The sequence below is a fragment of the Autumnicola psychrophila genome, from assembly GCF_031846645.1.
GTDB lineage: Bacteria > Bacteroidota > Bacteroidia > Flavobacteriales > Flavobacteriaceae > Autumnicola > Autumnicola psychrophila.
Map to the genome: position 1 here is coordinate 66355 of NZ_JAVRHN010000004.1, position 23756 is coordinate 90110.

Annotated in this window: 21 protein-coding genes and 1 riboswitch; of the genes, 11 read left to right on the forward strand and 10 right to left on the reverse strand. The window is 40.3% G+C overall.

Features of this window, described 5'->3' with window-relative positions:
* Positions 1-489: 489 nt before the first annotated feature.
* From katG to RM541_RS06165, 3 genes are all read left to right on the forward strand, one after another.
* On the forward strand, positions 490-2751 hold the full coding sequence (katG, locus tag RM541_RS06155) for a catalase/peroxidase HPI (protein ID WP_311499346.1): 2262 nt from the start codon (positions 490-492) through the stop codon (positions 2749-2751).
* A 402-nt stretch (positions 2752-3153) separates the two neighbouring features.
* Positions 3154-4650: a GFO_1087 family putative carboxy terminal peptidase gene (locus RM541_RS06160; protein WP_311499347.1), complete on the forward strand. Its 1497-nt coding sequence runs from the start codon at positions 3154-3156 to the stop codon at positions 4648-4650.
* A gap of 164 nt (positions 4651-4814) precedes the next feature.
* Positions 4815-4979, forward strand: a complete 165-nt coding sequence (locus RM541_RS06165) for a hypothetical protein (protein ID WP_311499348.1) — start codon at positions 4815-4817, stop codon at positions 4977-4979.
* A gap of 25 nt (positions 4980-5004) precedes the next feature.
* On the opposite strand, the gene RM541_RS06170 is transcribed toward RM541_RS06165, so the two are convergent.
* From RM541_RS06170 to RM541_RS06210, 9 genes are all read right to left on the reverse strand, one after another.
* Complete coding sequence (locus tag RM541_RS06170) at positions 5005-6093, reverse strand: HesA/MoeB/ThiF family protein (RefSeq protein ID WP_311499349.1); 1089 nt, start codon at positions 6091-6093, stop codon at positions 5005-5007.
* A 1-nt stretch (position 6094) separates the two neighbouring features.
* Positions 6095-7204 (reverse strand): 2-iminoacetate synthase ThiH, encoded by a 1110-nt coding sequence (thiH, locus tag RM541_RS06175; protein ID WP_311499350.1) that lies wholly within the window; start codon positions 7202-7204, stop codon positions 6095-6097.
* Positions 7197-7976 (reverse strand): thiazole synthase, encoded by a 780-nt coding sequence (locus tag RM541_RS06180; protein WP_311499351.1) that lies wholly within the window; start codon positions 7974-7976, stop codon positions 7197-7199. The genes thiH and RM541_RS06180 overlap by 8 nt, the downstream gene beginning before the upstream one ends.
* A complete protein-coding gene (gene thiE / locus RM541_RS06185) occupies positions 7973-8608 on the reverse strand; it encodes a thiamine phosphate synthase (RefSeq protein ID WP_311499352.1) in 636 nt (211 codons plus the stop codon). Before thiE ends, RM541_RS06180 begins: the two co-directional genes overlap by 4 nt.
* Positions 8605-9378, reverse strand: coding sequence for a hydroxymethylpyrimidine/phosphomethylpyrimidine kinase (locus tag RM541_RS06190; RefSeq protein WP_311499353.1), 774 nt, complete (start codon positions 9376-9378; stop codon positions 8605-8607). Before RM541_RS06190 ends, thiE begins: the two co-directional genes overlap by 4 nt.
* Positions 9353-9949, reverse strand: a complete 597-nt coding sequence (locus RM541_RS06195) for a thiamine phosphate synthase (RefSeq protein ID WP_311499354.1) — start codon at positions 9947-9949, stop codon at positions 9353-9355. The genes RM541_RS06190 and RM541_RS06195 overlap by 26 nt, the downstream gene beginning before the upstream one ends.
* An 11-nt stretch (positions 9950-9960) precedes the next feature.
* Positions 9961-11817, reverse strand: a complete 1857-nt coding sequence (gene thiC, locus RM541_RS06200) for a phosphomethylpyrimidine synthase ThiC (protein WP_311499355.1) — start codon at positions 11815-11817, stop codon at positions 9961-9963.
* A gap of 58 nt (positions 11818-11875) precedes the next feature.
* Positions 11876-12079 (reverse strand): sulfur carrier protein ThiS, encoded by a 204-nt coding sequence (gene thiS, locus RM541_RS06205; protein ID WP_311499356.1) that lies wholly within the window; start codon positions 12077-12079, stop codon positions 11876-11878.
* Between the two features lie 98 nt (positions 12080-12177).
* Positions 12178-12277: riboswitch (TPP riboswitch) on the reverse strand.
* 158 nt (positions 12278-12435) lie between these two features.
* Entirely contained in the window at positions 12436-13836 is a 1401-nt protein-coding gene (locus tag RM541_RS06210) for an exonuclease domain-containing protein (RefSeq protein WP_311499357.1), read from the reverse strand.
* 556 nt (positions 13837-14392) lie between these two features.
* Between RM541_RS06210 and RM541_RS06215 the strand changes: the two genes are divergently transcribed.
* The 8 genes from RM541_RS06215 to RM541_RS06250 all read left to right on the forward strand — a co-directional run bounded on the left by RM541_RS06215 (position 14393) and on the right by RM541_RS06250 (position 22740).
* Positions 14393-15181, forward strand: a complete 789-nt coding sequence (locus tag RM541_RS06215; RefSeq protein WP_311499358.1) for a PhzF family phenazine biosynthesis protein — start codon at positions 14393-14395, stop codon at positions 15179-15181.
* Between the two features lie 288 nt (positions 15182-15469).
* On the forward strand, positions 15470-16471 hold the full coding sequence (locus RM541_RS06220) for a c-type cytochrome (protein ID WP_311499359.1): 1002 nt from the start codon (positions 15470-15472) through the stop codon (positions 16469-16471).
* A 158-nt stretch (positions 16472-16629) separates the two neighbouring features.
* The gene (locus RM541_RS06225; protein ID WP_311499360.1) at positions 16630-18369 is read left to right on the forward strand and encodes a mechanosensitive ion channel family protein; all 1740 of its coding nucleotides are present in this window, start codon (positions 16630-16632) and stop codon (positions 18367-18369) included.
* Positions 18370-18840: 471 nt separating this feature from the next.
* Complete coding sequence (locus RM541_RS06230; protein ID WP_311499361.1) at positions 18841-19920, forward strand: endonuclease/exonuclease/phosphatase family protein; 1080 nt, start codon at positions 18841-18843, stop codon at positions 19918-19920.
* 97 nt (positions 19921-20017) lie between these two features.
* Positions 20018-21346, forward strand: a complete 1329-nt coding sequence (xseA, locus tag RM541_RS06235) for an exodeoxyribonuclease VII large subunit (RefSeq protein ID WP_311499362.1) — start codon at positions 20018-20020, stop codon at positions 21344-21346.
* Complete coding sequence (xseB, locus tag RM541_RS06240; protein WP_311495894.1) at positions 21339-21557, forward strand: exodeoxyribonuclease VII small subunit; 219 nt, start codon at positions 21339-21341, stop codon at positions 21555-21557. The genes xseA and xseB overlap by 8 nt, the downstream gene beginning before the upstream one ends.
* 33 nt (positions 21558-21590) lie before the next feature.
* Complete coding sequence (locus RM541_RS06245; protein ID WP_311499363.1) at positions 21591-22367, forward strand: HipA family kinase; 777 nt, start codon at positions 21591-21593, stop codon at positions 22365-22367.
* Complete coding sequence (locus RM541_RS06250; protein WP_311495896.1) at positions 22357-22740, forward strand: DUF3037 domain-containing protein; 384 nt, start codon at positions 22357-22359, stop codon at positions 22738-22740. The genes RM541_RS06245 and RM541_RS06250 overlap by 11 nt, the downstream gene beginning before the upstream one ends.
* Before the next feature lie 319 nt (positions 22741-23059).
* Here the strand turns inward: RM541_RS06250 and RM541_RS06255 are convergent, their stop codons facing one another.
* Positions 23060-23746 carry an arylesterase gene (locus RM541_RS06255; protein ID WP_311499364.1) on the reverse strand — a complete coding sequence of 229 codons (687 nt, stop codon included), beginning with the start codon at positions 23744-23746 and terminating at the stop codon, positions 23060-23062.
* Positions 23747-23756 lie beyond the last annotated feature (10 nt).

Genomic DNA, 23756 nt, shown 5'->3' on the forward strand with positions numbered 1-23756 from the left:
TAGAAAAGGTTGGTTTTAAAATTTGGCAATTATCGACCTTCATTGCTCGGTTTGGTTAATAAAAACGGTTATTAAAAAAAAGTGAAGTTTAAAACGATCTGAATGTTCAGTTTTCGTAGTTCCCCTTCCGCATTTGAAAAAATTCTTCTGATCTATAACAACTAGCTAAAAGACAGCTATAAAATTTGGCAATTATCGACCTGATCTGATATTCGACAGAAATTGTGTTCTGAAAGGAATAAACATTATAGATCAGTAAAAATTCTAATTCCTTAGCTTTAGCTCTTCTTCAGCATTACATAAAATTTTCAGTGAAAAATACCGGGGAAAAGAACATCCTGGTATTTCTCTATATTCTTTCCAACTTATTTTTTATATTACTACAATAGTTTTTCACTTATTTTTCATAGATTATTTATATCGATTTATGAAATCGATAGCTAAATTTTATAGTAATTTTATTCTGTTAATATTTTAAAACCATCCAACATGGAAAACAACGAACATCGAAATTCTCCAGGCACTCACAAAGCCTGGGAAGTAAACGACTCCAGCAGATGTCCCTTTTTGGGCGGAGCACTTGATAAAACCGCCGGTAGTGGTACCACAAACCGCGACTGGTGGCCAAATATGTTAAATCTACGCATCCTGAGACAGCATTCGAATCTATCTGACCCTATGGAAGAAGATTTTAATTATGCTGAAGAATTTAAAAGTCTTGATCTTGCCGCAGTTAAAAAAGACCTTCATGATCTTATGACAGACTCCCAGGACTGGTGGCCGGCAGATTACGGCCATTACGGCGGATTATTTATCCGTATGGCCTGGCATAGTGCCGGTACTTACCGTATTGGTGACGGTCGTGGTGGCGCAGGAACAGCAGGGCAGCGATTTGCTCCTTTAAATAGTTGGCCAGATAATGCCAATCTCGATAAAGCCCGATTACTCCTTTGGCCTATAAAAAGAAAATATGGTAAAAAAATCTCTTGGGCAGATCTACTTATCCTTACCGGAAATGTTGCCCTTGAATCTATGGGTCTCAAACCTTTTGGATTTGCAGGTGGCCGGGAAGACATCTGGGAAGCTGAAGAAGATGTTTATTGGGGATCTGAGGGAGAATGGCTTGGAAATGAAGAGCGTTATGCCGATGATAACAACCTGGAACAACCTCTGGGAGCCTCACACATGGGGTTAATTTATGTAAACCCTGAAGGACCTAACGGAAATCCCGATCCTCTGGGATCTGCAAAGGACATCCGTGAAACTTTTGGTCGTATGGCCATGAACGACTATGAAACAGTAGCGCTTATCGCCGGTGGCCATACCTTCGGAAAAACACACGGAGCCGCCGATGCTAATGAGTATGTAGGAGCAGAACCGGCCGGTGCGCCTATTGAAGAAATGGGGCTGGGCTGGAAGAATTCATTTGGTACAGGAAACGCAGGTAGCACGATTACCAGTGGAATCGAAGGAGCCTGGACAAATACACCTACAAAATGGAGCAACGGTTTCTTTGACAACTTATTTGGTTATGAATGGGAATCTCACAAAGGTCCCGGCGGTGCATTTCAATGGAAGCCTAAAAACGGAGGTGGTGAAGGTACTGTTCCGGACGCTCATGATCCCGATAAGAAGCACGCACCTTTTATGCTAACATCAGATATTGCTTTAAAAGAAGACCCGGCCTACGGTAAAATTTCCAAGCACTTTCACGAAAATCCGGATGAATTTGCTGAAGCTTTTTCCAAAGCATGGTATAAGCTAACACATCGTGATATGGGGCCAAAATCCAGATACCTTGGACCTGAAGTACCCTCAGAAGATATGTTGTGGCAGGATCCAATTCCAAAAGTGGACCATAAACTAATAGATAAGAGTGACGTTAAAAAACTAAAGAAAAAGATTCTTGAATCAGGATTGTCTGTTTCAGAACTTGTCACGACCGCATGGGCATCTGCTTCAACTTACCGTAGCTCCGATAAAAGGGGTGGTGCCAACGGTGCACGAATCCGTTTAGAGCCGCAAAGGCACTGGGAAGCAAATAATCCTGCTCAATTACAGAAAGTAATAAACAAACTTGAAGAGATTCAGCAAGATTTTAACAATTCTCAGTCAGGTAATAAAAAAGTTTCCCTTGCAGATCTTATTGTGCTTGGAGGCTGTGTAGCAATAAAGAAAGCAGCTAAGGATGCAGGATTTGATATAGGAGTTCCTTTTGCGCCGGGACGTATGGATGCTTCGGAAGAGCAAACAGATGCTGAATTATTTGATCCTCTGGAGCCAATCGGGGATGGATTCAGAAATTATATGAAAAAGAGAAATAGTCTTTCTGCTTCAGCTGAAGAATTATTGGTAGACAGAGCGCAGCTGTTGTCGCTTACTGCACCAGAAATGACTGTTTTAGTTGGCGGTATGCGTGCATTAAATGCTAATTTTGATGGTTCAAAACACGGAGTGTTTACAGAACGCCCCGGGCAGCTTACCAACGATTTTTTCGTTAACCTGCTGGATATGAATACGACCTGGAAAGCAACATCAGATGCTCAGGACATTTTTGAAGGCCGGGACCGCGCTACAGGCGAAGTAAAATGGACCGGAACCAGGGTTGACCTTATTTTTGGCTCAAATTCTGAACTACGTGCACTTTCTGAAGTTTACGCTTACGACGATGCACAGGAGAAGTTCATTCAGGAATTTGTAAAAGCCTGGGATAAAGTGATGAACCTGGATCGCTTTGATCTTCGTGATTAGAAGTATATCTGAAGCTATATAGGATTTTTATAAAAAGGTGGTTTTACAAAAAGCCACCTTTTTTACTTTAGTAAAGTCAAATTTTTAGCATAAAAGCTATACTTCCTAATGGGAAAAGAAACGGCAGTACGAAAACTGGCATTTTAGGAGGTACACCAAAAATGGCAAATATCGTGCATCAGTATACTTCCCTCCTGCTGTCACCTTTTCAAACCTAAACTTGTACCGAAGTGATACCTAAAAATTGATCAGATCTAAAAATAAAAGAAAACAGTAATCAGGAGAACCTGTATTATAAAAATTCCGTTACATTTTGGCACAATTGCTGCTCAATAATTGACAAATCAACTTAGCAAAAGCAAAATTGGCATTTTATTGCTCTCGTTATTCTGAAATATACCTATGAAAATCAATAACTTAAATATTTTTATCGCTCTTTTTGTAATACTACTCACCTCCTGTTCTAAAGATGATGAAGTATTAGAGGAAGGTTTAACAGATATTGATCCTAAAGCTGAAGGGATAACCGAACCTGGTGAAATCGAGGTCGAGGAGTTCGTTTGGAAGGGCTTAAATGACATTTACTTATATAAAGAAGATATTTCTGAATTAAGTGATGATTATTTTTCTTCAAATATTGAAAAATCTGAATATCTCGAAACTTTTGGTTCTCCCGAAGAATTGTTTGGAGAATTAAAATCTTCCAGGGACAGGTTCAGTTTTATTACCTCTGATTATAATGAACTGGAAGACAGTTTTAACGGAATTACCAGCAGTACTGCCGGAATGAATTTTGGACTGGGACGTATAAGTGGATCAAACAATATCTTTGGTTTTCTACAATACGTCGTCCCCGGAACTTCTGCTGCAGACGCCGGCCTCACCCGTGGGATCGTATTCACTGAAATAAATGGAGAGAGAATGACGCTGGATAATTTTCAGGATTTGATGGACGTTGATTCCTTTGATATTAAAACTGCCAAAATTGAGAACGGATCCATTATACCAACTGGAGAAACCGTTACTCTTAGTAACTCCTCCTACACTTCCAATCCTGTACAGGTTGTAAAAACTCTGGATGTTGAAGGAAAAAAGGTGGGATACCTTATGTACAACAGCTTTATTGGAGATTTTGACGACGAACTTAATGATGCCTTTGCACAATTTAAAGGTTCAGGAATTACAGATCTCGTACTGGATCTTCGCTACAACGGGGGAGGTTCTGTAGAATCTGCAATAGATCTTGCCAGTATGATTACCGGCCAGTTCGAAGGAGAAATTTTTATGAAAGAGCAATGGAATAAGGACTATCAGGAACATTTTGAAAGAAACAATGCTGAAGGTCTTATAAATCGTTTTGACGGAAAAATTAGAACCGGGGAAGCCCTAAACAGCCTCAACCTTAACCGGGTGTACGTACTTACCACTAACAGTACTGCTTCAGCCAGCGAGCTGGTGATTAATGGGCTGAAGCCTTATATAAATGTGGTGCAAATTGGAGAGAGTACCACGGGAAAATTTCAGGCGTCGGTGACCCTTTATGATAGCCCGAATTTTCAAAAAGAAGGCGCCAGTGAAAATCATACCTATGCTTTGCAGCCATTAGTATTTAAGTCGGCTAATGCCGCAGGATATTCAGATTATGAAAATGGTTTAGTTCCGGAAATAGAATATACTGAAGAGGTTGATAATCTCGGTACTTTGGGAGATCCGTCTGAACCTATGCTTGAGGCAGCGTTAAATCACCTTCTTGGAAAAGCTCAGGTTGCCCATAAACAACAAAACGATAATATCGAAAAAGTAGGTGAAAGCGGGATGTTTAAAGCCGGATATCAAAAAATGTATCTGGACGCCGTGCCGGAAGTTCTACTGAAAAGAGCTGAAGAGAAAAATCAGTAATTACCGGTAAAAAAATTCCCCCGGCTGTAAGAACCAGGGAAAAGCTGTTTTACAATTGTGCGGGGCTTTCATTTTTTGTACTCAGATTTTTATGCTACTCATTAAAACTGTAATTTAAAAACAGGTCCGGAAGGACAAAAATTGCCAATTAAACACTAACAGCAATGTTTTATACTAATTTTGGATGGGGTGCTGGATTTGCAATAATTATGGGATTAGTCCTGCTTTTTGTAATTATCTATACCATCATAAAAGTTCGAAAGCAGGCTCATAAAGCCGAAGCTTCAGAAAAAAGGAAGAAAGAACGTTCTGCAAAAAATTTAGATTAGAATCCTCTGGTAGTCAAATTGCCGATCACTTTTCGGCACTTACGTTATTCCCGGTTGTTCTAAAAGCTTCTGCCATGCCCTTCTCTAAATTAAAAAAACTTTTATTCGGAAAGAAATCCTGCAATATAGAAATAGCTTTTATACTCCGCATTCCTGAAGCACAATAAACAAGTAAATTATCTTCTGAAGTTAATTCGCTGTATCTTTTTTGCAACTCCGGAAGAGGAATGTGCAAACCCCCAATATGAGATATGGCGCGTTCTTCAGGATTTCTTACATCGAGCAATACATAAGCTTCCGGAGCTTTTAAATATTCCTGAAAAGAAAGAGATTTGACAGCTGTAGTTTCGCAGGAAAAGTTAATTTCTTCCAGGTTACTGATTTTAACGTCAGGATTTTTTGAGAACGACAGGATCTGAAACTGCATTTCAAGAGCATCAAAAAGGAGTAACTTCCCTGATAATACATTTCCAATCCCTAAGATCATTTTTAGCACTTCATTCGCCTGCAGGTTTCCGATGATTCCGGGTAAAATTCCCAGCACGCCGACTTCGCTGCAGGAGGGCATTTCTTCAGCAGCACCGGACTCCGGAAAAAGGCATCTGTAAGTAGGGCCATCGTGATAATTAAAAACCGAAACCTGTCCGTCAAACTTAAAAATAGAGCCAAATATCAAAGGCCTGCCTGCAAGTACGGCGGCATCATTCGCCAGGTATTTGGTGGTAAAATTATCACTTCCTTCTACAATAATATCGTAGCCGGAAAATAAATCGAGTGCATTTTTTGCCGATAATCTTTTCTTATAAGTTACTATTTCTATTGAAGAATTCATCTCCTGAAGCCGGTTTTTGGCAACGATAACTTTTGGCTCTCCTACATTTTTTTCTGAGAAAAGAATCTGCCTCTGTAGATTCGAAACATCTACAACATCATCATCTATAATTCCGATTTTCCCGACTCCGGCGGCAGTAAGATATTGCAAAGCCGGACAGCCAAGTCCGCCGGCGCCTATCACCAAAACCTTTGCCTGCTTTAGTTTTAGTTGTCCTGCTTCGCCAATCTCTTCCAGAAGTATGTGCCGCAGGTAACGCTGCTTTTCTTTTTCTGTCACCATGTTACCAGCTTTTCTCCCAGTCTTTCCAGATAGGTTCTATCCCGGTTTCCTGAAGCATTTTTGCGATAATCTCTGTACTTCTTTCATCGGAAATCTCAAATTGCTCCAAAGATTGTGGATCTACGACATAGCCGCCGGGATTTGTTTTTGATTCCGCACTCATCGAGGTAATTCCCAGGTGAACGATATTATTTCTGAAAATCACATTTTCGCGGGTAGAAATAGACAATTCCACCTCTTCATCCAGTAATCTGTATGCACAAATAACCTGAAGCAAATCTGGATCTGTCATTTCCACTTTAGGTTCTAGCCCGCCGCTAAAAGGCCGCAATCGCGGAAAAGAAATGGAATATCTTGTTTTCCAGTAGGTCTTTTGCAGGTATTTAAGATGTAAAGCAGTGAAAAAGCTATCCGCTCTCCAGTCTTCAAGCCCGAACAGCGCACCAATTCCAATCTTATGGATTCCTGCTCTTCCCAGCCGGTCTGCGGTTTCCAGCCGATAATCAAAATTCGATTTCTTCCCTTTTGGGTGATGGATTTTATATGTTTCGCGGTGATACGTTTCCTGGTAAACGAGTGTGGCATAAAGTCCGTTTTCAATCAATTTTTCATACTCATCCTGATCCAGTGGCTGAATTTCAATGGAAATATTGGAGAAATAAGGTCTCAATAGTTTAACCGCATTACACATATAATCTACGCCCACGGTTTTATTGGCCTCACCTGTTACCAGTAGAATATGATCGTATCCTTTTGACTTTAAAAATTCGGCTTCCTTTATTATTTCAGCATCGCTTAAGGTTTTCCTCGGAATTTTATTCGTCATACTAAACCCGCAATAGGTACAAATATTCTGGCATTCATTGCTGAGGTACATGGGAGCGTACATTTGCATTGTATTACCAAAACGCTTTTTAGTAATCGTCTTGCTCTGTTGCGCCATTTCTTCCAGGAAAGGACGTGCGGCAGGAGATATGAGGGCTTTGAAGTCTTCAAGGTTTCTATTGCTGGTCTGCAGCGCGGCACGTACATCGGCTTCAGTCTTGGAAAAAATGCTTTGCAGCACCTCATCCCAGGAATAGTTGCTTAAAGTATCTTTGAAACTAATCATAAAGGAATTGTGTTAAGGGACTACTAGCTTCGGCTTGTTGTCTTTGTGGTGCAAGTTTCGCATTGTAGGCCATTCTTCCGGCCTGTACAGCGAGTTTAAAGGCTTTTGCTATTTCCACCGGATTAGGGGAAACGGCAATTGCCGTATTTACCAGCACGGCATCGGCGCCTATTTCCATCGCCTGGGCAGCGTGGGATGGGCTTCCGATTCCCGCATCTACGATAACCGGCACATTGCTCTGTTCAATAATGATCTCCAGGAAATCCTGTGTTTTTAAGCCTTTATTGCTACCAATTGGTGCTCCCAACGGCATCACGCACTGCGCTCCCACCTCTTCAAGTCTTTTGCACAAAACCGGATCGGCATGGATGTATGGCATTACCACAAAACCCAGCTTTACCAGTTCTTCACAGGCTTTTAAAGTCTCTACAGGGTCTGGAAGTAAATATTTTGGATCTGGATGAATTTCCACTTTCACCCAGTTTGTTTCCAGGGCTTCCCTTGCCATTTGAGCAGCAAATACAGCTTCTTTGGCATTCCGAACACCCGAGGTGTTAGGGAGAAGGTTAATGTTGGGATCATTTAAGGCGGCGATCATTTGATTGTCATCATTCCCCGGTTCTACTCTTTTTAATGCCACGGTAACAAGTTCACTTTCTGAAGCCAAAACCGCCTGCTGCATAACTTCTGAAGAACTGAATTTTCCTGTTCCCGTAAACAAGCGGGAAGAAAAAGTTTTGTCTGCTATTTTTAATGGATCTGTTTTGCTCATAATTGTTTTTCTGAAAATTGATAGTGTATTTCTCGAAAGATCATTTCAGGCTGCGGATGGGTGGTGAGCCATCCGGAAATAGCCACGCCGTGTACTCCGCTTTCTGCCAAAGCGGGAAGATCTTCCGGAGTGATCCCGCCAATGGCAATTACGGGTATAAATTTTCCGTTAGCACGAAGACTGCTTAGCAGCTTCCGGTAACCTTGTGCTCCCAAAATTGGGCTGAGTTTTGCCTTGGTTGTAGTAAAGCGGAAGGGACCAAGGCCAATATAATCTACCTCTTTTTCGCAAAGACCTTCGCAGTCTTCCAGTGTGTTTGCTGTTCCGCCAATAATTTTTTTTGGTCCTAATAGCTTTCTTGTTTCCAGCGGACAACTGTCCTCCTTTCCCAGATGAACACCGTCGGCATTAACTGATTTTGCCACTTCAGGAAAGTCGTTAATTATCAATTTAACCTGAAATTCATTGCAGATTTTCTTTGCTGCTTTTGCTGTTTCCTGGACCGTCTCAAAAGGTTCGTTTTTAAGGCGCAACTGAACCCAATCTACTCCTGCGGCACATACATTCTGTATGTTCTCCAGGTGTTCTTCAGGAGTTTCTCCCTGTGATATATAATGTAAGTGTGAAATCATGTGTTGTGGTATCCTAATAATGATTGATTTGATGCTAATAATTTTTCGACGTAATCTTTTGCTTTTCGTGCAGCTTTTGGTAGGGAATTGCCCAGCGCTAAATGTGCTGCAAGAGCTGAGGATAAAACGCATCCGCTGCCGTGCTTTTCCGAACAATCGGTTCTGCCGGGGTTAAAGCTGATACACGTTCCATCTATGGTAAACAATTCATCCAGGCCGATATTTGCCATTCTGTGGCCTCCTTTTAAATATAGGTTTGTTTTACTGCTTATTTTCCTAATCGTCTCTTCCATAGTTAATTCGGAATAAAAAATCTGCATTTCATCATAGTTCGGAGTGACAAGGAATATTTTGTCCAGAATTGAGTCGAGATCCTGCTGAAATTCCTGAGGATCCTGAAATGAAAATCCGCTACTGGATTTTAAAACCGGATCCCAAATAATCCTGATGCTACTGTTCTTCTCAAACAGTCTGTCAATCAGATTATTTAAAACCTGAAGGTTCTCTATAATTCCGATTTTCACCACCTCTACCGGAAAGCTTTCCAGTAAAAGTTCCAGTTGCTGAAGGATAATGGCTTCAGCAGTCCAGTGGCAGGATTCGAATTTTTCATCATTCTGAATGGTATTCGCAGTGTTCACCGCCAGTCCGTAGCCCCCCAAATTTTCAAAGGTTTTAATATCAGCCAGTAAACCTGCCCCACCTGAAGGATCAAATCCCGCAATGCTTAAAACAAAAGCTCTGTTATTGGTAGACATTTTTGTATTCATTATAGATTTCAGTAAATGCCTGATTCTTGTTTTCCGCGAGCCATACAGCTCCCAGTACTGCTACTCCGGCATATCCCATTTCTTTTGCCTTCGAAATTTTATCTGCTTCAACTCCGCCCAAAGCGATCACTTTAAATGGCAAATTTCCCACATTAAAAGCCTTCCCGCTATATCCTTTTTTTGATACAGAAGTAAAAACCGGACTTAAAAAAACATAATCAAATAATGAAGCTTCAGATTTCAAATTTTCCGCCTCATGAAAAGAGGAACTCACCGTAAAACCCTTCATTTGAAATTGCTCAACATATTCCGGTAAATACTCTTTTTTGCTTCGGAAGCTTTCCTTTAGATGAATTCCTTTTACCGGAAAAACTTCAGCTAAATGAAGATGCTGATGCAGCACCATTTTTTGAAGTTGTTTTTCTTCAAAATCTGACAACCATAGCTTCAGTTCTTCTTCGGTCATTTTTGGTTTACGAACATGTAAAAGGGGCAGCCCATTCTTAAAAAAATGAATGAGCTGTTCTCTTTCAGCAGCCATATTTTCTTCCGAAGTGAAAAGAATCAGCATCTCATTTCGGATTACAGGTAAACTTCGCTTCCTTTTGCTTTAAATTCTTCCGATTTTTTCTTCATCCCTTCCTCGATCGCCTCGTGCGTGTCCATTCCGTTTTCTTCAGCAAAATTCCGTACGTCCTGGGTAATTTTCATAGAACAGAAATTGGGTCCGCACATCGAACAGAAGTGGGCTACTTTGGCATTTTCAGAAGGTAAAGTCTCATCGTGGTAAGACCTCGCAGTATCGGGATCAAGCGCCAGGTTAAATTGATCTTCCCACCGGAATTCGAATCGGGCTTTACTCAGAGCATCATCCCTGTGTTGTGCGCCGGGATGACCTTTCGCTAAATCTGCAGCGTGGGCAGCGATCTTATAGGTGATCACGCCTTCTTTTACGTCGTCCCTGTTTGGTAATCCCAAATGCTCTTTTGGCGTCACATAACATAACATTGCGCAACCAAACCAACCAATCATTGCCGCGCCAATCCCACTGGTGATGTGGTCGTAACCGGGAGCGATATCTGTGGTCAACGGTCCAAGCGTGTAAAAAGGCGCTTCTCCACAAACCTCTAGTTGCTTATCCATATTTTCCTTGATCATGTGCATTGGGATGTGCCCGGGACCTTCGATGATACACTGTACGTCGTGCTTCCAGGCGATTTTGGTAAGCTCGCCTAAAGTTTCGAGTTCTGCGAACTGGGCGTAGTCATTGGCATCTGCAATACTTCCGGGACGCAGACCATCTCCAAGGGAGAAAGAAACATCATAAGCTTTCATGATCTCGCAGATTTCCTCAAAGTGCGTGTACAGGAAGCTTTCTTTGTGATGCGCCAGACACCATTTTGCCATAATCGAACCTCCACGGGAAACCAGTCCTGTTACCCTTTTCGCGGTGTGCGGAACATACGCTAACCGTACTCCGGCGTGAATGGTGAAATAATCCACTCCCTGCTCTGCCTGCTCTATAAGCGTATCGCGGAAAATTTCCCAGGTAAGATCTTCGGCTTTTCCGTTTACTTTTTCCAGCGCCTGGTAAATAGGCACGGTCCCTATGGGTACCGGAGAATTTCTAAGGATCCATTCCCGGGTTTCGTGAATATTTTTTCCGGTGGAAAGGTCCATGATCGTATCTGCTCCCCAACGGCACGCCCAGACAGCTTTTTCCACTTCTTCTTCAATTGAAGAGGTTACTGCGGAATTCCCAATATTGGCATTGATCTTCACCAGGAAGTTTCGGCCAATGATCATAGGCTCATTTTCGGGATGGTTAATGTTGGAAGGAATAATGGCTCTTCCGCGGGCGACCTCATCCCTTACAAATTCCGGAGTAATTACTTTGGGAATACTGGCTCCAAAGCCGTTTCCGGGATGTTGTTCAGAGATTTGTTTGATCTCTTCCAGTTTCTGATTTTCACGAATTGCAATGTATTCCATTTCTGGTGTGATAATGCCTTTCCGGGCGTAGTGCATTTGGGTTACATTCTGCCCCGGCTTTGCCTTAAGCGGCTTCCGGTTTCTTTTAAACCGCAGTTCATCCAGTTTCTCATTTTCCTCCCTTTCGCGCCCGTAAGCTGAAGAAAGCCCGGAGAGTTGCTCTACATCTTCGCGGGCGGCAATCCAGCTGTTACGGATAGGCTGTAAACCCTTGCGCACATCTATTTCTACCGATGGATCTGTGTACGGTCCGCTGGTATCGTAGACCAAAACAGGGTCGTTCTTCTCTACTTTTCCGTTGAATTTATCGACCGTGTCATCGAGGGATATTTTTCGCATCGGGACTTTAATATCCGGATGAATTTTTCCGCTAACATAAATCTTTTCGGAGTTGGGAAAAGGTGCGCGGCTAATGGTTTGCTGCTTTGGAGTCTGGTCCTGTTTCATAATTACTTCTCTTTTGTGTTGGTTAATCTGCTTCTGGAAATTCTTCAGAAGTAAAATTTCAACCGCCCTGTGTAGCTCTGATAATGAGTACATTTTCACCTTCGGCTAATTCACGTTTGGTCCAGTCGCTTTTAGAAATAATCTGATTGTTGACAGCCACAGCAATTCCTTTTTCAGAAATAGCAAGTTGCGTCAGGAGATCCTGAAGACTGGAAGATGAATTAAAGGTATGGGCGGTGTTGTTTACGTTTACAGTTATCATTTTGTTGATATTTAATAGCTGTAAACTGCAGGGGAAATCCCTAAAGAAAAAGTAAATACAAGCCGAAATTCCTCCAAAACGGAATTATGGCATAAAAATATGTAAATAACACTTTTCCCTTCGCGGGTATTAACCGGATCAGGTTCAAAGGGTTTTATCTCAGCCAATTGCTACCAATCAGCACCCCTAAAGTTTACGTTTTCAAATGTAACGGAATTTTTTATTGGTAAGCAAATGTCTTTCAATTTCTTTTTTTAAAATCTGTATAAAAAATACTTTTTAAAAGAAGAAAAATAGTTGGGCTGGCAGGAAAAAAGCGCCCGGAAGAGCAGAAAATCTATGCATAAACCAGACTTCTACTCTGCCAAAAGCAGGTTATCAAAACGCAACAAATTCTCTGTTCCTTTTTTCCGTAGGTAGCTGCTTATAATCTGGTGGGTATGAAATGTGGATTCCTGAAGTTTAAGAAAGGGCTCGTAATCTTCAAAATTCTGAATTTGAACGTCTGCGTCCACAAATCCGTAGCCGTGATAGCGGCCTTCTTTAACAAGAACAAAAGCCTGCTCATCTTTATGTCTCCCCTCTTCCTTAATTACATATGTTTCCTTTTCATTTTTAAGAGAAGTAATGGCAGTTTCAACTTTTGCATTATAGTCTTCAACAAATTCAGATCCATCACAAACGCCCTCACAATTCTTTATACGGTAGTGAGAACATTGGCTTACATTGGATTGAAGCGTGCAATATTTGGGACATAGATTAAAAGTCTCACAAAGCTTTTCCAGCATTTCCTGGGCCAGGGCACGATTATAAAAAGTGGCTGCAGAATCCTGAATTTGCTTCGTTCTTCCTATCGCAAGCTGAATAATTCCCCGCTGATTTCTATAATTAATGATTTGGTAAGTATATGTGGGACGCTTTTGTGCACGGTTAAACTTCGGATATTTTTTCCTGATATAATCAGATTCCAGAAGCAGCGCCAGCAGTTCGTTTCCGGTAGTTTCAAAATCTATATAAGAGGTTTCCTGCCCAAGCTGATATTCTTTTGTTTTCTTGTCATAAAAATGTGACCAAACCCGTTTTTTAATATTTTTTGCTTTTCCGGCGTAGATAATCGCATGATTTTTATCCTTAAACAGGTAAATACCAGGAGTCTCCGGCAGCTCATCAATTTGCTCTGCAGAAATGTGCGGAGGTAAAGTGGCGTGCTTGGAATGCGGATGTAAAAAAGAAGACAACACCTCTCCGCCTTCATCCAGATCAAGTAACCTTTGAAACAAAATCACAGTGGCGTCAGTATCCCCTTCAGCTCTGTGCCTGTTAGTAAGCGGAATATTAATCGAACTGCACAATTTGCCCAGGCTGTAGGAAAAAAGTCCGGGGATGAGTTTTCGGGATAAGCGCACGGTACATAGTTTCTTTCTGGAATAGTTTCTGCCGAGCGCCTTAAATTCATTCCGAAGAACATTATAATCAAAATTCACATTATGAGCCACAAAAACAGCATCGCGCGTAAATTCTTCAATTTCATCTGCTACTTCATGGAACTTTGGCGCATCCTCCAGCAGTTCGTTATCAATACCCGTGAGCGAAGTAATATAATTTGGAATAAGCTTTTCAGGATTAATAAGTGTGGTGTATTTATCCAAAATTTCTGCGCCCTGCAACAACACAATACAAATTTCGGTTAACCGGTTATCGCTTATACCACCGCCAGTGGTCTCTACATCTATTACAGCAAATTTTTTATCTTTCATCAAAACAAATATACAAAATTTAGGAATATTTCCTACACTTGGAATATTTCCAATATTTTTAAAAAAAATAGTACTACTGAAATGCCAAATTTGAAGGTAAACCCGAAAAACATAAGCTGAAATTTGCCAATTATCGACTTCTTTCTGAAATCGGTTCGAAAACTTCAGGAAAACTGAAGTATTTTTATTTATAAATCTTTCAGAAAGTAGGATTTGTTGATTTTATGGACTTCTTTGACCATTTCTAAAGAAAATGTGGCTCACAGAAGCCAGAAAAGGTCGATAATTGCCATTTTAAGGCTTCAACTTTAAGAATTTTAGGGAAGAAAAAACCTGTTATTCTTCAGTTTAAAAGACTGGGTCCAAATTTGTCAATTATCGACCTGCAGTTTCAGCAATAATAACTAAAAAATCAGAAAAAACTGAAGTTTCTCTTGTAATGCATTGCTGAATAAGGACATTACTAAAAATAAACAATTGCGGGAGCAGCTTTAATTCAGAAGTGATTAAAAGCATATTTTTCAGAAAACATTTTTAACTTTACATAAAAAGCAAAATGCAATTACACCTTTACCAGATAGACGCTTTTACAGACGAACTTTTCTCCGGAAATCCCGCCTGTGTTGTACCTTTATCTGAATGGCTGGCTGATGATTTACTGCTGAAAATAGCAAAGGAAAATGCAGTTGCAGAAACCGCTTTTTTTGTAGACAATGGTTTAAGAATTCAATTGCGATGGTTTACTCCTGAAGCTGAAATTGATCTTTGCGGCCACGCCACCCTTGCCACCGCACATGCGCTTAAGGAAATTCGTGGCTATTCCAGAAAAACCATACTTTTTGAAACAAAAAGCGGAGAACTTGAAGTGGAAACAGCAAATTCTGAATATACATTGAATTTCCCTTCCCGTAAACCTTCCACTACTCCCTTACCTTCGCTGTTGCAGGAATCGATAAACATACAGCCACAGGAGGTGTTGAAAGCGAGAGATTTTGTTCTGGTTTACAATTCTGAAGAAGATATTAAAAACCTGGAAATTGACAGGTTAAAATTTGATAAACTAGAACTCGGCTCAGGCGGAGTTATTTTTACTGCACCGGGCAAAAATTGCGATTTTGTATCCAGGTTCTTTACACCGGGTGCTTCGGTTTTTGAAGATCCAGTTACAGGATCTGCTCATTGTTCCTTAATTCCCTACTGGAGTGAAAAACTTGATAAAATAGAAATGAATGCTCACCAAATTTCTGAACGGGGAGGTAAACTCTTCTGCAAATACAATGGAGATCGTGTGGCCATTAGCGGAAATGCACGAACTTATTCCATTGGGAAATTATATACTAAATGATGATTTTACAATAGCTGGGCATAATATCTTCTTCAAACACCTCTATCCTATTCATACTCCCCGGGTTTACCATTTTCACTCCACGAAAAATTCGATATGATATTTAATACAGCAAGCTTTCTTGAAGTAAGGCATTGTTCAGGAGAAACAACATCAATAAATTTAGCTTCATCCAGTTAATTTAAAAAAAACTATAAAAATTTAATTATTGTAACTATTTAATTATTAACTTGTTATATAGCAATAATTTACTGTCCACCCCACTTCAGTAACATAATCTTTTTAGTTATGAAGTTTAATTTTAAGAAAACCCTGGGTTATGGATTTGTCACAATCGCTCTGGTTCTTACCGGGTTGTTTGCTTACATGGCTTATTTTCTTCCTAACGTGGATGCCGCTCCTTACGTAGAAATTGATAAAACTCCGGAACGTGTCCAGCGTGGAAAGTATTTAGCAAATAACGTGGCAGTATGTATGGACTGTCATTCTTCAAGAGACTGGAGCCGCTTCTCAGCTCCCCTTGCAGCTGGCACTTTAGGAAAGGGAGGTGAATATTTTGGCCCTGAAATGGGCTTTCCAGGAAAATTTTATTCAAGAAACTTAACTCCTACTAACCTCGGAGATTGGACAGATGGTGAGATCTTTAGGGCCATTACTACGGGAGTGGACAGGCACGGCAAAGCATTATTTCCCGTAATGCCGTACCGGAATTATGCAAAATTGGACAAAGAGGATGTTTATGACATCATTGCCTATTTGCGTTCCCTCCCTCCTATAGAAAATGAAATACCAAATTCCAAAGCAGATTTCCCTATGAGCCTGTTGATCAATACCATCCCTAAAAACCCGCAATCTTCACAACGACCTAATTCTTTCAACAAGATTGCATATGGTGAATATCTGGTAAATGCTGCAAGTTGTATTGAATGTCACACCCAGGTCAAGAATGGGGAACTTATATCTGAGTTGGCTTTTTCAGGAGGACGTGAGTTTAGTATGCCAAATGGAATTTTACGTTCTGCAAATATTACCCCGGACAAAAAGACCGGAATTGGAAATTGGGACGAAAATTTTTTTGTAAAACGTTTCAAGGCCTACTCCCATTCCGATAAGCTCCCAAAGGTAGGCAAAGATGAATTTAATACGCTTATGCCCTGGTCGATGTACGCTGGGATGGAGACTAAAGATTTAGAAGCCATGTATGCATTTCTTCGCACGTTAGATCCTATAGAAAGCCAAATCGTTTTATTTTCAGAAAGAAAAGCAGTTACAGGGGAATTTGTAAAATAGAATTCAGGATTCTTATTTGTACAAAGAATTTCTGAATATGTTTTTATTTTCATTTTTGGATTGAAAAGACATTAAGACTTATCTTAGTCGGCATGTTTTCTAGTCCCAATTTTCTGTACAAAAAAGTTTTTCTGGTGTGTTTAATCACCAGCCTGATTTTGATCATACCTTTTGAAGGAAAATCACAAATTTTTCCCGGTACCCAAACTGAAAATCAGGAAGCTGTCACGGCAGAATGGCCCACAGACCCTTTAGGCAGGCGAACTCCGCGGGGAACTGTGAGCGGATTTATAAACGCAGTTTCTGAAAGGGATTATTCCCTGGCCAGCGAATACCTTAACCTGGAGGAAATTCCCGGTGAACAGGAAGGTAAAAGACTTGCAGCCACTCTTCAAACATTGTTAGATCGTGGTGGAAATATTATGCCGTACTCATGGATTAGTGATGAAAATAGCGGTAAAGAAGATCAAAATTTACCATCTGAAGTAGACGAGGTGGGTACGGTTACAGTGGGGGGCGATGAAATAAAGCTGTATGTTGAAGCAACAGAAGGACCTAAAGGTGGCCCAATCTGGTTATTTGCTTCTGAAACAATGGAGACTATTGCTAAGGCTACTATTGAAGATCCACTGCTCCTGGAAAGAATTATGCCTGCTTTTCTACATGACAATCTTTGGGGAGGCGTCCCAATTGGTCAATGGATTGCAGCCCTACTCCTGGTTATCCTGTCTTATCTAATCTCCTGGAGTATTGTTTTTTCTATTAGGTTCATTATTCGATTATCCTGGAAAAAAGCACGAACAGAACCCACTTCTGATGTTATTAAAGCTTTGGCGCTACCTGTCCGGCTTTATCTTGCAGTCCTTCTTTTTGTGATTATCTCCCAGAATATAGGAATTTCAATTATTCTGAGGCAGAAGTTTAGTGGAATAACATTAATTATTGCAATACTTGCATTTTTAATTCTTCTGTGGAGTCTTGCAGAGATCATAGGCTCCTTTAGCAAACGACAGATGAGCCACCGGGGCAGTGTTTCTGGTGTTTCGGTTGTTCTTTTCCTGCAGCGGGTAGCCAAAGTAGCCATTGTCATCTTTGGGGTAATAGCCATTTTAGGATCTTTGGGGGTGGATGTCACCACAGGATTAGCTGCCCTTGGAATTGGAGGTATAGCTTTGGCCTTAGGTGCGCAAAAAACAATCGAAAATTTCGTAGGAAGCGTTACTGTTATTAGCGACCAGCCTGTGCGGGTTGGTGATTTTTGTAAAGTAGGCAATACTATAGGAACTGTGGAAAGAATAGGAATGCGCTCCACCCGAATTCGTACGCTTGCCAGAACGGTGGTGACTATCCCAAATGGACAATTTTCTTCAGAAAATATCGAAAACTATGCGCATCGTGACCAATTTTGGTTTCAAACCCTGTTGAGCTTAAGATATGAAACAACTCCGGACCAGATTAGGTATCTCCTGGTAGAATTACGTTCAGTACTTTATGCTCATCCTATGGTTTCTCCAGAACCAGCACGTGTGCGATTTGTAGAATTGGGAGCTGACTCTCTGAATATTGAAGTTTTTGCTTATATAACCGTAAAAGTTTATGATGACTTTCTCGAGGTAAGAGAAGATTTACTTTTGCAACTTATGGATGTTGTGGAACAAAGTGGTACCGGTTTTGCCTTTCCTTCTCAAACTATCTATTTTGCCAAAGATCAGGGATTATCTCAGGAAAAATCCAGAACGGCTGAAGAGAAAGTCAGGAAATGGAAAGAGAATGGCGAACTTCAAATTCCAAAATTTGATCCCGAGCATATTACCGAACTTAAAGACCAGAGTCCCTATCCTCCAGAAGGTTCTGCGACAAGAAAAAATCACGGAACAGGAAAAATTCCCGGACTTTAAGTGAATTACTGCCTAATATCTTATCGTTAATTCTTCGTTGAATATTTCTCCCCGGGTAGGGAATGAACCTTAAAAAATGTTTAATTACCTCCCTTTTCCCCGGGTCTTTCGTTAAATCTAAATCAATTAAGACTTCCTTTAAATCAATGGCTTTGCTACTTTCTATCTTGCGCAGCTAATTTTAAAATTTTTCCAGTATAAGATGAATGGTTTATAGGCCACAGATTCCCACAGGAACGAAGAAGAAAAAGAAATCGAGAATTTCCCAAGAATACCTTTGTGAAGTTTTTAATTTTATTCTAATTTCATAAAATATTAAATCTGTTTCTCATACTTCTCTAATATTTAATTTGAAAAATAAAAGTATGAAAACTGACATTCTTTTGTATGGCCTCAAATCATTCTGATTTTAGGTACTTCTGAATAAAAACAAACAGTATATTTGATGTTTTTTTATATGCTCAAAGTAATATGACTTTCTCTGAAATAGCAGCCATTTTCTTTGGTACCCTGGCGCTAGTACCAACAATTGCTTCCCTTACAACCTTTGATCAATGGTGGATTAGGGGTTTCGATTTTCCCCGGTTACAGATTAGCGTATTCATCCTGGCGGTTATTATTTACTCGCTGTTTATTTATTCCTTTGAAGATACCTGGCAGTTAATTATCACTGCCCTTTTGATACTAAGTTTCATTTATCAGGCTATTAAAATTTTTCCATACACTGTTTTTGCTAAAAAACAGGTCATGAAATCTTTACCGAATGATGAAAAAAACCTCATTTCGATCCTTGTAAGCAATGTACTTACAAGTAATAAAAAGTACAACTTATTAATTTCCCACGTTCATAATTTAGAACCGGATATTGTACTTACTCTGGAGACAGATAAAGTTTGGCAAAAAGAGCTGCAGATTTTAGAAAAGGATTACCCCCATACAGTTAAAATTCCGCAGGATAATCTCTACGGAATGCATCTCTATTCTAAACTGGAACTTGAAGATATTCAGGTGAAATATATAATTTCCAAAGAAATTCCTTCTATACATGCATGGGTAAAATTGAGGAGCGGAAAAAAAGTAAAAATTCATTGTTTACATCCTAAACCTCCGAGCCCTTCTGAAGATCCTGATTCTACAAATCGTGATGCCGAACTTTTGCTGGTTGGTAGAGAAGTGAAGGAAAACGATCAAACCACACTGGTTTTTGGTGATCTTAACGATGTAGCATGGTCAAGGACAACCCGTCTTTTCCAAAACCTTAGCGGATTATTGGATCCACGAATAGGAAGAGGTTTTTTCAATACTTTTCATACCGGTTATCCTATCTTTCGCTGGCCCCTGGACCACGTTTTTCACACTTCAGATTTTTCTTTAGTAGCTATCAAAAGACTCAAAAGCGTGGGCTCTGATCATTTCCCGATATTCATTCGGCTTAATTACGAATCCTTTGCTGAAAATATTCAGGAAAAACCTGAAAGAGCAGACGAGGAAGAACAGGAATGGGCAGATGAAAAAATTGAGAAAGCAAATCCCATGGTACGGAATCTATAATTCCTTCTAAAATTTAAGTAACATTTTTACAGTCGGTTATTTTCAGCAGAATTTTCTAAAAATTTGATACCTTTAAAAAGCTAACTTCAGCTTAAAAATGTCTGAAAAGAAAATATTTTCCTTATCCAGTCTTACTAGGTCCATTGAAAAAGTGATCAACACCCAGTGCAGTAAAGTGGTGTGGATAAAAGCAGAAATCGTTAAACTTAATCATTACCCCAAAAGTGGTCACTGCTACCCCACCCTGGTTGAAAAAAAGAACGGAAAAGTGATCGCCGAACTTCGTGGAAATATCTGGGCATCACATTTTGAAACAATTAATGCCAAGTTTAAATCTGTACTTAAGGAAGAACTTAAAAACGATATGACCGTTGTCATCCAGGGTTCTGTTACTTATCATCCAGTCCACGGAATCGCTTTAAACATCATCGATATTGATCCAGAATTTACCCTCGGCGAACTTGCCAGGGAAAAAGCGGAAACTATCGACAAACTCAAAGCAGAGAACATTTTTGCTGAAAACAAAAAAACAAGCCTTCCTGTACTGCCTAAAACTATTGCGGTAATCTCTATACAAACCAGTAAAGGTTATCAGGATTTCCTGAATGTTATTGAAAAGAATCCCTGGGGCTATCAGTTTCATCATCTTCTTTTTCCGGCCATTTTACAGGGAGAGCGGTCTATAAAGATGATTATCGATCAACTGGAAAATATAAAGAGCCATAACAAAGTGTTTGATGCCGTGGCAATTATTCGTGGCGGTGGCGGCGAAATTGGTTTAAGCTCGTTCGATAATTACCTGCTGGCAAGAAAAATAGCCACTTTTCCCCTGCCGGTTTTGACGGGAATAGGTCATGCTACCAATGAGACAGTGAGTGAACTGGTAAGCTACCAAAGCTTTATTACTCCAACTAAAATTGCAGAATTTCTGCTTCAGAAGTACCATGATTTTGCAATGCCGTTAAAGGATGCGGAACAAAAAATCAAGAATCACACTACCTGGCTATTTAAAGATCATAAGAACAACATAAAAGAAACTGCCCGGCTTTTCTCTTCCTTTGCTCAACGCGCACTTGATCATTCCAAAGCAGATTTGAAACAGTATGTATTTCAGCTTGAAAATCTTTCCCGACGCAATATCAGTGAAGAGCGAAGTGAGTTACTCCAGGCGAAAAAAGCGATAATTTCGCTAGCTCAAAAGCCAATTAAAGAAGAGCGAAAAAACCTCAATTTTGCTGAAGAAAAAATTAGAATGTTATCACCGGAGAATATTCTGAAAAGAGGCTTCAGCATCGCCCGCCAAAACGGAAAAATTATCCGTAAAGCTGAAGAACTCCAGCCAGAAATCTTGCTTGAGACGCAGTTGTATTCCGGAGAAATCCACAGCCGAATAGAAACACTAAATAAAGAACCTGATAATGACTGAAGATATAGATTATACCAGTGCCAATAGCGAGTTACAGGAAATTGTTTCAGAAATGGAAAATTCTGAAATTAGTATAGATGAACTGGACATTAAAATAAAACGAGCTTCAGAACTTCTGAAAATTTGTAAAGACAAGCTCTTCAAAACTGAAAAGAGCGTTCAGGAGGTTTTGGAAGAGATAAAAAATTATTCCATTGGTGAGGCTAAATAAGTTTCTAAATTTGTCCACCTTCAGAAATAACAAATGAAACCCGAATTAAGAACGGTTACCGTTACAAGATATATCACTCCTTTGCGCGAAGGCGGCTCATTACCTGCCCTTGCTGAAGCGGACGATGATTTTAAATATGTGCTGAAGTTTAAAGGTGCGGGCCACGGAGTAAAAGCTTTAATAGCCGAATTGCTGGGAGGGGAAATTGCCAGAGCACTTGGTTTTAAAGTTCCGGAGCTGGTATTTGCAAATTTACACGAAGCTTTTGGAAGAACTGAAGGAGACGAAGAAATTCAGGATCTTCTAAAGGCAAGTCAGGGACTAAATCTTGCACTTCATTTTCTTTCCGGAGCTATAAATTTTGATCCTGTTGTCACCAAAGTAGATCCATTGCTGGCTTCAAAGATTGTATGGATGGATGCGTTTATTACCAATGTGGATCGTAGCTACCGGAACACTAACATGCTAATCTGGCATAAAGAATTGTGGCTAATCGATCATGGTGCCTCCTTTTATTTCCATCATTCCTGGACGAATATGGAAAAAGGTGCAAAAACTCCTTTTAACCTCATCAAAGATCACGTTTTATTGCCGCAAGCCTCCAGATTGCAGGAAGTTGATAAAGAATGCAGGGCGATTTTTACTGAAGAAAAAATAAGGAGCATTGTGAACCTTATTCCGGCAGAATGGCTTGAGTGGGAAGGCGCAGAAGAAAGTCCGGAGGAGATAAAAGAAGTTTATTTTCAGTTCCTGAAGATTCGCCTCGAAAATTCCGAAATATTTATAAAAGAAGCACAAAATGCAAGATAGGCACTTATATGAATATGCGGTGATTCGGGTTTTGCCAAAAGTAGAAAGGGAGGAATTTCTGAATGTGGGCATTATCTTCTTTTGTAAAAGAGAGAAATTTCTGAAGGTGATCTACAAACTTGATGAAGCCCGTTTAAGATGTCTTGCAGCAGATATTGACCTGGATCAAATCGAAAAAAATCTGCAATCCCTGAAAAAAATAAGTGAGGGCGCAAAAGACGGCGGCCCTATAGCGCAACTTGATGTTCCATCACGCTTCCGATGGCTTACAGCAGTGCGGAGTTCTGTTATCCAAACTTCCCGACCTCATCCCGGGATGTGCGGTGAACTGGACACTACCATTGAACGAATTTTCAGGGAAATGGTGCTTTAAAATAAGACTTCACAGGTTTTAAAAACCTGTGAAGTCTGGTCGTTTAAAGGCTGAAGTTTCTGAAAACTTTTAATCTTGTTATAAAAACTAATAGTCGATAATTGACATTTTTGAGGTTTCGCTTAGTCGGGAGAATAAATAAGTTTCTTCATCTTAGATCTTCAGACCGTTGTCTGGTCGAGCGCAGTCGAGACCTATTTTTTACCTAAATTCTTCTTCCATAGAAACCCCTCGACTCCGCTCGGGGAGACACCAGTTAATTATTTGTAATTAAGCACAAAATAAGCAAAATTATAACTGTTATTTGAAGCCCTAATAATCACTCTGTAACTATCGGCTCCAGAACCTCCCAAACATTCTGTGCTAAAATCTTCTGACCTTCAGCCGTGGGGTGAATTCCGTCCTGCTGATTCAGTTCAGGATTACCAGCTACATTTTCGAGTAAAAAAGGAATGAGCTTTACATCATTTTCTTCTGCAAGTTCCGGGAAGATCGTCCGAAATCCGGCGCCATATTCCTGACCTAAATTGGGCGGAATCTGCATTCCGGCAAGGATAATTTCGGTATCCGGGTTTTCTTCTTTCACAGTATCTATTATCGCCTGCAGATTTTTTCGGGTTTCTTCCAGTGGCACTCCGCGCAAACCGTCATTGGCACCAAGTTCAAGGATAAAGACATCCACATTTTGATTTAATACCCAATCTATCCGGTTTCGCCCGGCGGCCGTTGTTTCTCCACTAAGTCCGGCATTTACCACCTCATAATCCAAACCTAAAGAGTCTATCTTCTCCTGAATTAACGCCGGAAATGCTTCATTGGGATCTAACCCCATTCCCGCTGTAAGACTGTTTCCAAAGAAAAGGATTGTTTTAGTTTCTTTTTCAGCATTGTTTTCAGAAGTCCTCTCCTCCCCTGCTTCATTCTCTTTTTCCTTTTGAGCGGAATCCCCGCAGGAAATAAAAAAAATAAAAAAGAACATAGGGCAAATCAGCATCAAGTTTCTCATAGCAGGTGTA